The following is a 12,409-nucleotide window of genomic DNA, read 5'->3' as shown; positions in this document are numbered from 1 at the left end:
CCCCCATGACCGACGTCACCCGCGCCACGCCGGAACGCCGCGTGCTGTCCAGCTTCACCGACTACACGGGGGCGCAGGCCGCCGTCGACCGCCTGTCGGACGCGGGCTTCCCCGTGGAGCACACCGCCATCGTGGGTCACGACGTCCGCATCGTCGAGCAGGTGACCGGCCGGCTCACCAAGGGACGCGCGGCCGGCCTCGGCGCCGCGTCGGGTGCGTGGTTCGGTCTGATGATCGGCGTGATCGTCGGTCTGCTGAGCCCGGGCGGATTCCTCGGACTGCTGCTGCTCGGCCTCGTGCTCGGTGCGGTGTGGGGCGCCGTGTTCGGCTTCGCGGGCCACGCCTTCACCGGCGGTCGTCGTGACTTCTCGTCGGTGCAGGGCTTCGAGGCCGAGCGCTGGGACGTGACGGTGGATGCCGACCACCTGGCGCGGGCGCAGTCGCTGCTGTCGGCGGGGGCGGCGGGCGAAGACCGCGTGTGACCCGGGCGCCCGCGCGGCGCGGGCGGCGCGCGGCGGCGGCGGTCGGAGTCGGCGGGGCCGATGTCGGAGGCCCCGCTTAGACTTGACCCCGCCATGACCGACGCCTCCACGCCTCTCATCGTCGGCGGTCCCGCACCGTCGGACGCCCGCCCCGACGCCGACCTCCTGCAGGGGCTGAACGGCCCCCAGCGCGAGGCCGTCACCTATCGCGGGCAGGCGTTGCTCATCGTCGCGGGTGCCGGGTCGGGCAAGACCAGCGTGCTCACGCGCCGCATCGCTTCGCTGCTGCGCACGCGCGAGGCCTACCCCAGCCAGATCCTCGCGATCACCTTCACCAACAAGGCCGCGGGCGAGATGCGCGAGCGCGTGCATCAGCTGATCGGGCAGAAGGCCGACGGCATGTGGATCTCGACGTTCCACTCCGCGTGCGTGCGCATCCTCCGGCGCGAGGCCGAGCAGTTCGGCTTCACCAAATCGTTCACGATCTACGACTCGGGCGATTCGCGTGCGCTCATCAAGCGCCTGGTCAAAGAGCACGAGGGCGACTCGTTCGGCCTCACGCCGGCCGGAACGCAGAGCCGCATCTCCAAGCTCAAGAACGAGCTCGCCGACGCCGAGTCCTACGCGCGGTCCGCCAACATGAGCGACCCCGCCGAGCGCGTCTTCGTCGAGATCTTCTCGTCGTATCAGCGCGAGCTGCAGCGGGCGAACGCCTTCGACTTCGACGACCTCATCGCGCAGACGGTCTATCTGTTCCGCGCCTTCCCGCACGTGGCCGACGTCTACCGCAAGCGGTTCCGGCACATCCTCGTCGACGAGTACCAGGACACCAACCACGCGCAGTACGCGCTCATCCACGAGCTGACGCGGCCGGTCGGATCCGACGCCGAGCCCTTCTCGTCCGGCGGGATGATGATCTTCGACGCCGAGCCGGCCGCCGACGATGCCGCGTCCCTCACCGTCGTCGGCGACTCCGACCAGTCGATCTACGCCTTCCGCGGCGCCGACATCCGCAACATCAGCGAGTTCGAGCGCGACTACCCGGGTGCCAAGGTCGTTCTGCTCGAGCAGAACTACCGCTCGACGCAGAACATCCTGTCGGCGGCCAACGCCGTCATCGCGAACAACTTCGACCGCAAAGACAAGAAGCTCTGGACCGATGTCGGTGCGGGCGATCCCATCATCGGCTTCACCGGCTACTCGCAGCACGACGAGGCGCAGTTCGTCGCCGACGAGATCGAGGCGCTGCACAAGAAGGGCCTGCCGTACTCGGGAGTCGCGGTGTTCTACCGCACCAACTCTCAGTCCCGTGCGCTCGAAGAGATCTTCATCCGCTCGGCGGTGCCCTACAAGATCATGGGCGGCACCAAGTTCTACGAGCGCGCCGAGATCAAGGACGCCCTCGCCTACCTGATCGCCGTCGCCAACCCCGCCGACGGCATGGCGGTGCGCCGCATCCTCAACCGGCCCCGTCGCGGCATCGGCGACGTCACCGAGACCGCGATCGCGCGCTACGCGGCTGAGCACGACATCACCTTCCGCGATGCGCTCGCCAACTCCGCGCAGATCGGCGTGGGGCCCAAGCTGCAGAAGGCCATCGATCAGCTCGACGCCGTGCTGACCGAGGCCACCGCGATCATGCTCCCGGCATCCGGAGAACTCGCTCCCTCCACCTCGGTGACCGAGGGGCTCACGCTTCTGCTCAACAAGAGCGGGTACTTCGACGCGCTGCGCGCGAGCAAAGACCCGCAGGACGAAGCGCGCCTCGAGAACCTCGACGAGCTCGTCGCGGTCACCCGCGAGTTCGCGCGCAACAACCCCGAGGGAACCATCATCGACTTCCTCACCGAGGTGACCCTCGTGGCGGATGCCGACGACCTCGACGACGCGTCCGGGTCGGTGTCGCTGATGACCCTGCACACCGCGAAGGGCCTCGAGTACGACGCCGTGTTCCTCACCGGCGTCGAAGAAGACCTTCTGCCGCACCGCATCTCGGCCAACGAGCCCGGCGGCCCGCAAGAGGAGCGGCGGCTGTTCTACGTCGGCATCACTCGCGCGCGAAAACGGCTGCACGTGTCGCTCGCGATGACCCGCGCTCAGTTCGGCGAGGTCACGGTGGCCATGCCGAGCCGGTTCCTGCAAGAGATCCCCGCCGATCTCATCGACTGGCGCCAGTCGCCGGGCGACGTCAACGGGCGCGGGGGCTCGCAGTCCCGGGCGCTGAACGCGCGGGGGCGCCGTCCCGGCCAGCCGGGCGGCAATCGCTACGGCGACGACCTCGTGCCGCTGCCCAAGCGCGCTCCCGCGGACCCCAGCAAGTTCCCCAATCGCATCCCCGCCAAGGTCCGCGACAACGGCGACATGCAGCTCGCCGCCGGTGACCGCATCCGACACGACGATTTCGGCGAGGGACGAGTCGACGCCGTCACGGGCGAGGGTGCGAAGCGCGTCGCCCACGTGCGGTTCGACACGGTCGGGCCCAAGAAGCTGCTCGTCAAGATCGCGCCGATCAGCAAGCTGTAGGGCGCGCCGTCACGGCCGCCGTGGCGGACCGCCCGGATAGGCTTGCCCAATGGCTCTTTTCTCGCGCCGCAAGAATTCCGACTCCGACGACGCATCGGTCTCCCGGCCCGATTCCGCGATCGAACCGGGCGAACAGCCCGTCGACCCCTCCGGCCCGAGTGACGCCGCTTCGGCCCCCACCCCGGCTCCGGCCGAGACGACGCCGACGGTCGGCATCTCGATGTCGTCCTTCCGCGGCGTCGGCGCCGGCCCCGAAACCCCCGCGGCCGAGTCCACCCCGGGTGTGTCCGCGCGCCCCTCGGCCCGTCAGCCCGGCGCCATGGAAGCCCCCGAGGCTCCCGAGACCGTCCCGGGCCTCCGCGACAACGTCCTGCTCGGCAACGCTCTCGCCGAGATCTCGGGACCGGCCGAACCCGCTCAGCTGCTGAACGTCGCCCGACAGCTGCTGCAGGGCCACGTCTTCCTGCGCGTCAAGGGCGACGCCCGCGCGCTGCTGGCCGAGGGAAAGGACCTTCCCCTCGCCGTCGCGAACAACGGCGATGAGCAGCTCGTCCTCGCCTACAGCGGCGGCATGGCCCTGCGCGCCAGCGTCGAGGCCGACGGCGACCGTGACACCTCGGCGATGGGCCAGCCGATCATGGCGCTTCTGCGTCACGTGCTCAGCGGCCCCTACGGCGGTGTCGTGCTCAACCCTGCCGCGGCCGACGGGCGCGCCGTGCTGCCCAAGGCTCTGCTCGAGCGGATGTTGGCCGAGGCCGACCCCGAGCTGCGGATCAAGACCGCGCTGTGCGAGACGCGCACCGACGAGACGGCCGGCGTGGTCGTCGACGCCATCGTCGCGGACGCGCCCATGTGGATCGCCGTCGCACGCACCGAAGAGGGCGGCCCCGTCGGCGTCGCCGAGTCGCGCTCGGCGGCGGGCGAGCGCTTCCTCGAGGTCTTCACGCACCCGCTCGAACTCCTGGCCCTCGGGCGTGGCGACCAGCCGCTGCCCATCGCCAAGGCGCAGCTCGCGAAGGCTCTCGCGGTGGATGCCGGGCTGACCGGCATCCTGATCGATCCGGCCGGACCGTGGATCCGCCTCACGCGCGACGAACTCGCCCCCGTGATCGCCCTGGCCGACGACGCCCCCGCGCCGACCGCCTGACCTCGATCGACCCGGCGGCCGTCGCGTTCTCGCGGCGGCCGCTGTCGTGTGTCGCGGCGATCACGGGTGCGCGTGTCGCGCGGGCAGCTGTCCTACGTCGCCGTCACGACGTGTGCGAAACTCCTGGGTTTCGGGCGCGCTGGCCGCCTTCTTCGCCCTTGCGGTCGTGTCGACCCGCTTCTCTCAGGAGTTTCGCGCGCGCCACTCGGCAGCGGGCACGCTCCTCGGCCTGACGCCACCCGGGCATCAAGCTGCCGCGAGGGGGACGGCGGCCGGCGCGCGCGTCAGACGCCGTACAGCTCGCCGACGGGGACGGCGACCGGCAGCACGTTGCCCGCCGGGGCGAGCGGGCACGCCCACATGGGGTCGTATGCGCACGAGGGGTTGTACGCGAAGTTGAAGTCGATGACCAGGGAGTTCGGCGTGGAGCCCCGGCCGAGGTCGGCGCCCTTGATCGTGTCGAGCAGGTAGCGGCCCCCGCCGTAGGTGCCGCCCGGGCGGCCGGCTGCGGCATCCCGAACCGGCACGAACAGCCCGCCGCCGTACGACGTGAGCCGCCACACGTCGAGGGAGCCCGTGTCGGGCAGCTCGACGCGCCCGATGCGCTCGAAGCCGACCTCGCCGTCCGTGCCGGTCGTGGCCACGAACGACGCCTCGTCGGCGTCGAGCAGTTCGACCTCGAACCGCCACGCCGCGTCGTACGGGGCCAGCGGAAGACCCACGAAGCCCTCGCGCTGTTCGGGCAGGAGGGGCGTCGCCGGGTGGTCCGCGAAGAGGGCGTCCCGCTCGATGCGCCACAGCTCGTGGGCCTCTTCGGGGTCGTCGGCCTCGCGGACCGCGTCGTACAGCGCGAAGACGCGACGGCGCCAGTCGGCGATGTCCAGGGCGGTGCGGGCGGCAGCGGTGGTCATGCCTCCACCGTAGGCGGCGGGGGCGGGCGGGGGACCGGGCTGGACACGACGCGGACCGAGCCCCGACCGGACGAATGCCCGCGCAGTGAAGCCCGCGGGGGCGTCGGGTCACGCTCGGACGCAGGGGGCGTGGTGCAACGGGGGCGGGGCGTCGTGTGCGCCGCGCAACGGGGGCAGACACGGCGGCGGCGGAGCGTTAGCGTCGGGGAATGGCATCCCCCCGCATCACGCTGACCGTGCCGGGCCCCGAGGGCGAGCGCGAGGTGGGCATCTCGAACCCCGACCGGGTGCTGTGGCCGGAGGTGGGCATCACCAAGCGCGAGCTCGCGGAGTACCTCATCGCCGTCGCCGATCCCTTCATCGCGGCGAACGGGCATCGGCCGGTCTCGCTCGAGCGCTTCCCCGAGGGCGTCGGGGGCGAGGCGTTCTTCTCCAAGAACCCGCCGAAAGGTGCCCCGGCCTTCGTCGAGGCGGTCACGGTCACGTACAACAGCGGGCGGCGGCATCCGCAGCTCTTCCTCGGCGAGATCGCATCGGCGGTGTGGGCCGCGCAGATGAACACGATCGTGTTCCACCCGTGGGCATCCCTCGCGACGGATGCCGACCACCCGGTCGAGCTGCGTATCGACCTCGACCCCCAACCCGGCACCGGCATCGCCGAGGCGGTCACCGCGGCGCACGCGCTGCGGGCGGTGCTGCGCGAGGCGGGCCTGGAGGCGTGGATCAAGACCAGCGGCAACCGCGGCCTGCACGTGTTCTGCCCGATCGAGCCGACGCACGAGTTCCTCGACGTGCGGCACGCGGTGATCGCGGCGGCGAGGGAACTCGAGAGGCGGATGCCGGATGCCGTCACCACCAGCTGGTGGAAAGAGGAGCGCGGGCAGCGCATCTTCGTCGACTTCAATCAGGCGAACCGCGATCGCACCATGGCGGGGGCGTATTCGCCGCGGGCCCTGCCGACCGCGACCGTGTCGACCCCGGTCGTCTGGGACGAGCTCGACGGCCTCGACCCGCTCGCGTTCACGGTGCGTTCGGTGCCCGAGCGGCTGGCATCCGTCGGCGATCCGTGGGAGGGGTTCGCCGCCCGACCCGGACGTATCGACACGCTGTTGGAGTGGTGGCAGCGCGACGTCGAGAACGGGCTGGGGGAGCTGCCGTTCCCGCCGGAGTTCCCGAAGATGCCGGGGGAGCCGCCGCGCGTGCAGCCGTCGCGCGCGAAGAACCCGGCGTCGTAGCCCCGAGGTTCGGGGCGGGCGGGGATGGGTCGGTCGCCGGGGAGCGATGGCTCTCCTGCTGGGGTGGCGCGCGCCGTCAACCCGCGCGCGCGATGCCGGGACGACGGTCCGTGCGAGCGCCCCTGACCCCGGTGCCACCCGGGCGATCAGTCCAGGACGTCACCGAGGTCGTAGGAGGCGACCGTCTCGAGCTGCGAGAAGGTGCAGGAGCGGGCGTCGCGGTCGGGGCGCCAGCGATCGAACTGCACGGTGTGACGGAACCGCATGCCCTCGAGCTGGTCGTAGCGCACCTCGAGCACGCGCTCGGGGCGCAGGCGCACGAAGGACACGTCCTTCGACGCCGAGAAGCGCGAGCGGTCGGTCTCGCCGGTGACGGCGGCGCCGTCGTCGTCGCGCTCGACGTACGGTTCGAGTTCGTCGATCAGTTCGCGGCGGCGCTTGTCGGTGAAGGCGGACGCGCCCCCGACGCCGTGCAGGCGGCCGTCGTCGTCGTAGAGTCCGAGCAGCAGGGAACCCACGCCCTCGCCCGATTTGTGGATGCGATAGCCGAGAAGAACGACGTCGGCGGTGCGCGCGTGCTTGATCTTGAACATCGTGCGCTTGTTCGGCGCGTAGGGCTGCGCGAGCGGTTTGGCGATCACGCCGTCGAGGCCGGCGCCCTCGAACTCGGCGAGCCAGCGGCGTGCGAGGTCGGGATCGTCGGTCGTACGCGTGACGTGCACCGGGTGGGGAACGTCGCCGAGCAGGTCTTCGAGCTGGGCGCGACGCTCCGAGAAGGGCTCACCCTGGAGGTCGCGATCTCCGCGGGCGAGGAGGTCGAAGGCGATGAACATCGCCGGGGTCTCTTCGGCGAGCATGTTCACTCGGGATGCCGCAGGGTGGATGCGCTGCGACAGCGACTCCCAGTCGAGCCGCTGAGCTCCTGCTTCGCCGCGCGCCACGACGACCTCACCGTCGATGAGGCAGGGTTCGGGCAGCAGCCGGGCGAACGCCTCGACGAGTTCGGGGAAGTACCGGGTGAGGGGCTTCGCACCCCGGCTGCCGATCTCGACGTCCGCGCCGTCCCACGACACCAGCGCGCGGAAGCCGTCCCACTTCGGCTCGTAGCCGAAGCCGCCGTCGACCTTGGAGTGGTCGGGGACCCCGGGGACCGACTTCGCCAGCATCGGTGCGGGGATGTCGTGCGGCACGGTCGTCAGCTCTCGTCGCCCGCGAGGGGCACCGGGTTCGAACGCTTCTTACGCCGGGCCCACTCGGCCGGCTTGTCGGGACCGTTCCACACGGTGATGATGCCCCACACGACCGCGGTGAGCGGCACCGCGAGCAGGGTGCCCAGAATGCCGCCGATCGCGGTTCCTCCGGCGAGCACGACCAGGACCACGAACGAGTGCAGCTTCATGGAGCGGCCCATGAGCACCGGCTGCAGGAAGTTGCCCTCGAGCTGGTTCACGAGCACGACGATGCCGACGACGATCAGCGCAACGACCCAGCCGTTCGTGACGAGTGCCACGAGGGCGGCCAGGATGCCGGCGGTCACCGCTCCGACGATCGGGATGAACGCGAGCAGGAACACCAGTACCGCGAGCGGCAGCGCCAGGGGCACCTGCAGGATCGCGAGGCCGATGCCGATGCCGATGGCGTCGACCGCGGCGACCGAGGCCGTGCCGCGGATGTACGCACCGAGCACGGTCACCGTTTTGTCGCCGATGCGGCGGCCGCGCTCGTAGTCGCTGCCGCGGAAGGGGCGCAGGACGAACTCCCACATGCGGGGACCGTCTTTGAGGAAGAAGAACAGGATGACGACCATCAGGACGAAGCCGGTCAGGAACGACGCGACGGCGCTGACCCCGGCCAGGGCGCCGCTGCCGAACTGAGCGCTCGTGACGAAGTCGGTGATGCCCTGCACGGCCTGATCGATCTGGTCGGGGGAGATGGCGAACGGGAGGGTGTGGTACCAGTCCTGGGCCTTCTGGAAGCCCTCGACGGCCTGCGTGCTCAGGGTGTCCCACTGGTTGATCACCGCGTTGACGACGAGCCACCCGAGCGCACTCAGCACGAGGACCACCGCGAGCAGCGTCAGCACCGTCGCGAGCACGGCGGGCATGCCCTTGCGTCGCATCCACATGGTGAACGGGCCGAAGGCCGACGCGAAGATCAGCGCGAGGACGAGCGGGATGATGACGAGCGAGACCTGCCGGATACCCCAGATCAGTCCCGCGACGAGCACCACGACGATGATGATCTGCACGGCGCGGATGGCCAAGCGGCCGAAGCCGTCGGCCCAGAGGCTCTTCGGCGGCGGCTGGATGGCCTCGGCGACGGCTTCGACCGCACGACGAGGAGCAGGATGGCGAGAGAACAGGCCCATGCGCTCACCGTAGCGGCAGGGTCCGACATGGCCCGCGCGGCTTGCGCCCCGCGCTCCCGCGGATTAGCCCCCGAGCACGGCCGCCTCCCCTCGAGACCGCACGCCGATACCGAAACCGCACGCTTTGGTCGTCGATCGCGGGCGGTCTCGGCCATCGCGTACGGTTTCGGCACGAGAGGCGCCTCGACGCCCCCGCGCCGGGGCCGACCCCACGCCGAACCGCGGGGCATCCCGGGATCAGACGAACGCGCTCATACCGGTGATGTCGCGGCCGAGTAGAAGCGCCTGGACGCTCTCGGTCCCCTCGTACGTGTGGATCGCCTCGATGTCGGCCATGTGCTGCATGACGCCGTTCTCGAGCAGGATGCCGTTGCCGCCCAGCAGATCGCGCGCGATCTGCGCGACGCGGCGCGCGGCGCGGGTGTTGTGGTACTTCGCGAGCGAGGCCTGGGTGGGTCGCAGCCCGCCGGTGGTCTCGAGGTCGGCGAGACGGCGGCAGTACAGCTGCATCGCGGTCAGTTCGTCGAGCATCTGCGTCAGACGTTCCTGCACCATCTGGAACTTCGCGAGCGGCTTACCGAACTGCGTGCGCTCGGTGGCGTAGGTGCGGGCGATCTCGTAGCAGGCCGTCGCGTGGCCCAGGGCCGACCAGGCGACACCCGAACGGGTGGCGAACAGCACGACCGAGGCGTCTTTGAAAGTGTGCGTTCCCGGCAGCACGGCGTCTTCGGGCAGGCGCACGTCGTCCATCGCGATGTGGGCCTGGTGGATGCCGCGCAGCGACACCTTCCCGGTGATGACGGTGCCCACGTAGCCCGGGGTGTCCTGCTCGACGAGGAAGCAGCGGACGTTCCCGTGATCGTCGCCGCCCTCGTTCTCGACGCGCGCCCACACGAAGGTGATGCCGCCGGATGCGCCGTTGCCGATCCACTTCTTCGTCCCGCTGAGCGACCAGCCCTCGGCGGTGCGCGTCGCGGTGGTCTCGAGCGAGACGGAGTCCGAGCCGTGGTCGGGCTCGGTCAGGGCGAAGGCCCCGGGGACGGTGCCGTCGGCGAGCGGTTGCAGCCACCGCTCGCGCTGCGCGGGGGAGCCGTAGAAGGCGAGCGTGCGCAGCGCGAGGCCGCCCTGCACGGCGAGAGCCGTGGCGAGCGAGCCGTCGTGGCGCGAGATCTCCATGTTGACCAGGCCCGCGGCGAGCGGCGAGGTGTACGGCAGCTCGTCGTGCTCGATGCCGTCGGTGAACAGCTCGAGCTCGCCCATGCGCTGCAGCAGTTCGACGGGGTAGGTCGCGGCATCCCACTCACCCTGCATGCGGGTGCCGACCTCGTCGGCGAACGCCTTGGCGCGGTCCCAGATCGCGCGGTCGGCGTCGGGGATGTCGGCGAACACCGCGTAGTAGTCGGTGTCGCGGCGGCCCAGCAGGTCGTAGTGGGCGATGCGCTCGCCGGGGAGCGCGCGGGCGTCGGCGTCGATGGTCATGGTTCCCAGTATCGCGCATAGTGGTACTCGGTGTCACGCTCTCGGCATGCGGCGGGGGCGGATCCCCGGATGCCGCCCGCGAACGCGCTCGAGTGTCCACGAAACGCCGCGCGCACCCCTCCGACAGCGGCGCGTCGTGGACACTCGACGGCAGTGGCGGGGGCGTGCGCGCAGGCGCCCCGGGGCTACTCGCCGAGCGAGGCGCGCAGGCGGCGCGTGACCTCGGCGGCCGGCATCCGCCGCGGGAAGGCGGCGACGATCAGGTCGTCTCCGGCCGCGGCGTCTCCGCCGGGGTGCACGCCGTAGCGGCGCAGGGCGTCGTCGAGGGCGCGTCGCAGAACGGATGCCGGCACCCGGGCACCGCGCATCAGCCGGCGCAGCACGTGATTGTGCACGGCGGTGACGAGGGCGGCGAAGCCGACGGCATCCAGGGGATCCAGGCCGGGAAGTGCCTCGCGCAGGTACTCGTCGAAGAGGCGTTCGTAGCGGAACACCGTGACGATCTCGCGGTCGCGCAGGCCCGGGATCTCGCGCACGATCTTGTACCGGCGGCGGGCGAGCTCGGGGTCCGCGGCGAAGTGGCGGAACACCCGCACCGACGCCTCGCACACCGCGGCCCACGGATCGTCGTGCGGCTGCGACAGGAACGCGCGCGTCTCGGCGAGCAGCACCTCGTGGTCGGCGAAGACGACGTCTTCTTTGCCGCCGAACTGCCGGAAGAACGTCGACCGCGACACCCCCGCGGCCTGCGCGATCTGCTCGACCGAGGTCTGGTCGTAGCCGTGCTGCACGAACAGGTCGATCGCGGCGGCCACCACCGCCGTGCGGCTGGAGGGGGCGGCGCTGTCGGTCACGAGCAGAGCCTATCGACGCCGACGCCCGTGACGAGGGCGATCCGCTCGCTCCGGTAGACGATCGTGACCGACGGGGCAACCGGATGCCACGGCACGGATCCCCGCGGTGGGATGGACGCATGACCTCCCCGCTGTGGACCCGCGACCACCCGTCCGTCGACACCACCCCGTTCGAGGCGGGCGCGCACCACGACGTCGTCATCGTCGGCGCCGGCCTGACGGGACTTTCGACAGCGGTCATGCTCGCCGAGGCGGGCGTCGATGTCGCCGTGGTCGAGGCGGGCGAGGTGGGCAGCGGCGCGTCCGGCACGTCGGTGGGGATGGCATCCCTTCTGCAGGGGACGACCCTGGCGTCGCTGCGCCGTCACCACCCCGCGTCGCTCGTGCGCGCCTACGTGGATGCCAACCGCGCCGGTCTGGACTGGCTCGCCGCGCGCGCGGGAGCGACGGCCGACCGCCGCACGGCGTTCACCTTCGGCCGGGGGCTGGCCACCGATCCCGCGCTCGACGCCGTCCGCGACGCCGCGCGCGAGGCCGGGCTCGACGTCCGCACCGACGATCCGGGCGACTTGGGCGGTCGCACCCCGGTCCGCGCGATCGCCCTCGACGATCAGCTCGCCCTCGACCCGACCGCGCTGCTGTCGACACTCGCCCGCACCGCCGTCGCCGCGGGCGCGGTGCTGCACACCGGTGTGCGCGTCACCGACGTGCACGCTCTTCCCACCGGTCGCGTCGAGACGACTCACGGGCCGCTGCTCGGCGACACGGTCGTGCTCGCCACGGGCACGCCGATCACCCGCCGCGGCCTGTACGACCTCAAGACCCGCGCCCTGCGCTCGTGGGCGATCGCCTTCGAGCGGGAGGGGGATGCCGAGGCCCCCGGCGGCATGTGGAGCGAGGTCGGCGCCGAGGGACGCAGCGTCGTCGCCGCGCCGTCGTCGCTCGGGCATCCGGCGTTGATCGTGACCGGGGCGCGGCATCCCGTCGGTTCGGCGCGGTCCGAGGTCGCGCTCGCCGAGGGGCTGGCCGCGTGGGCGCGCCGGACGCTGCCCGTAGGAGCCGAGATCGCCCGGTGGTCGGGGCAGGACTACCAGTCGCACAACCTGGTCCCCTTCGTCGGGGGGATGCCGCGGGGCCTCGGCCGCCTGCGCTTCGCGACCGGATACGCCGGCTGGGGCATGACGAACGCGCCGGCCGCGGCGATGCGCCTGAGCGACGAGATCCGCGGCGTCGCGCGGGCGAAGCGCCCGGAATGGATGCGCACCATCGGTACGCGACTGACAGTGCCCGCCGATCTCGGCCGGGGGATCGGCGAGGCGACCCGGCGGGCGGGGGTGGCCGCGGGTGCGCTCGCCGCTGCCGCTCCGGCGCCCGTGAAGCGTCCCGCCGAGGGGGCCGGTGTCGTCGCGC

10 protein-coding genes are annotated in these 12,409 nt (G+C 71.6%); 5 read left to right on the top strand and 5 right to left on the bottom strand.

Features of this window, described 5'->3' with window-relative positions; genetic code table 11:
• The 3 genes from QZ433_RS11210 to QZ433_RS11200 all read left to right on the top strand — a co-directional run.
• Window positions 1-482, top strand: a 482-nt coding sequence (locus QZ433_RS11210) for a general stress protein (RefSeq protein ID WP_366761926.1), incomplete at its 5' end; no start/stop codon positions are given.
• A 93-nt stretch (window positions 483-575) separates the two neighbouring features.
• The gene (locus QZ433_RS11205; RefSeq protein WP_295783352.1) at window positions 576-3,005 is read left to right on the top strand and encodes an ATP-dependent helicase; all 2,430 of its coding nucleotides are present in this window, start codon (window positions 576-578) and stop codon (window positions 3,003-3,005) included.
• 49 nt (window positions 3,006-3,054) lie between these two features.
• Entirely contained in the window at window positions 3,055-4,152 is a 1,098-nt protein-coding gene (locus QZ433_RS11200) for an SseB family protein (protein WP_295783350.1), read from the top strand.
• Window positions 4,153-4,436: 284 nt separating this feature from the next.
• Here the strand turns inward: QZ433_RS11200 and QZ433_RS11195 are convergent, their stop codons facing one another.
• On the bottom strand, window positions 4,437-5,063 hold the full coding sequence (locus tag QZ433_RS11195; protein WP_295783347.1) for a DUF1684 domain-containing protein: 627 nt from the start codon (window positions 5,061-5,063) through the stop codon (window positions 4,437-4,439).
• A 209-nt stretch (window positions 5,064-5,272) separates the two neighbouring features.
• Here QZ433_RS11195 and ligD point away from each other — a divergent pair, with 209 nt between their 5' ends.
• Window positions 5,273-6,298: a non-homologous end-joining DNA ligase gene (ligD, locus tag QZ433_RS11190; RefSeq protein ID WP_295783345.1), complete on the top strand. Its 1,026-nt coding sequence runs from the start codon at window positions 5,273-5,275 to the stop codon at window positions 6,296-6,298.
• 146 nt (window positions 6,299-6,444) lie between these two features.
• On the opposite strand, the gene QZ433_RS11185 is transcribed toward ligD, so the two are convergent.
• The 4 genes from QZ433_RS11185 to QZ433_RS11170 all read right to left on the bottom strand — a co-directional run bounded on the left by QZ433_RS11185 (window position 6,445) and on the right by QZ433_RS11170 (window position 10,999).
• Window positions 6,445-7,488, bottom strand: a complete 1,044-nt coding sequence (locus QZ433_RS11185; protein ID WP_295783344.1) for an ATP-dependent DNA ligase — start codon at window positions 7,486-7,488, stop codon at window positions 6,445-6,447.
• Between the two features lie 5 nt (window positions 7,489-7,493).
• Window positions 7,494-8,666: an AI-2E family transporter gene (locus tag QZ433_RS11180; RefSeq protein WP_295783341.1), complete on the bottom strand. Its 1,173-nt coding sequence runs from the start codon at window positions 8,664-8,666 to the stop codon at window positions 7,494-7,496.
• 237 nt (window positions 8,667-8,903) lie between these two features.
• Window positions 8,904-10,145 carry an acyl-CoA dehydrogenase family protein gene (locus QZ433_RS11175; protein WP_295783337.1) on the bottom strand — a complete coding sequence of 414 codons (1,242 nt, stop codon included), beginning with the start codon at window positions 10,143-10,145 and terminating at the stop codon, window positions 8,904-8,906.
• Between the two features lie 185 nt (window positions 10,146-10,330).
• The gene (locus tag QZ433_RS11170; protein ID WP_108319754.1) at window positions 10,331-10,999 is read right to left on the bottom strand and encodes a TetR/AcrR family transcriptional regulator; all 669 of its coding nucleotides are present in this window, start codon (window positions 10,997-10,999) and stop codon (window positions 10,331-10,333) included.
• Window positions 11,000-11,118: 119 nt separating this feature from the next.
• On the opposite strand from QZ433_RS11170, the gene QZ433_RS11165 reads away from it, so the two are divergent.
• Window positions 11,119-12,409 (top strand): FAD-dependent oxidoreductase (locus tag QZ433_RS11165; protein WP_295783322.1); only part of this gene is annotated, 1,291 nt, incomplete at its 3' end.

It is taken from the genome of uncultured Microbacterium sp., assembly GCF_913776565.1.
Lineage (GTDB): Bacteria > Actinomycetota > Actinomycetes > Actinomycetales > Microbacteriaceae > Microbacterium.
The sequence above is the reverse complement of the archived record's forward strand: the minus strand, read 5'-3'. Positions and strand labels throughout refer to the sequence as shown.

Coding starts and splice junctions, on each gene's coding strand:
- QZ433_RS11175 (WP_295783337.1), bottom strand. CDS start 10,145: ATGACCATCGACGCCGACGCCCGCGCGCTCCCCGGCGAGCGCATCGCC.
- ligD (WP_295783345.1), top strand. CDS start 5,273: ATGGCATCCCCCCGCATCACGCTGACCGTGCCGGGCCCCGAGGGCGAG.
- QZ433_RS11205 (WP_295783352.1), top strand. CDS start 576: ATGACCGACGCCTCCACGCCTCTCATCGTCGGCGGTCCCGCACCGTCG.
- QZ433_RS11180 (WP_295783341.1), bottom strand. CDS start 8,666: ATGGGCCTGTTCTCTCGCCATCCTGCTCCTCGTCGTGCGGTCGAAGCC.
- QZ433_RS11200 (WP_295783350.1), top strand. CDS start 3,055: ATGGCTCTTTTCTCGCGCCGCAAGAATTCCGACTCCGACGACGCATCG.
- QZ433_RS11195 (WP_295783347.1), bottom strand. CDS start 5,063: ATGACCACCGCTGCCGCCCGCACCGCCCTGGACATCGCCGACTGGCGC.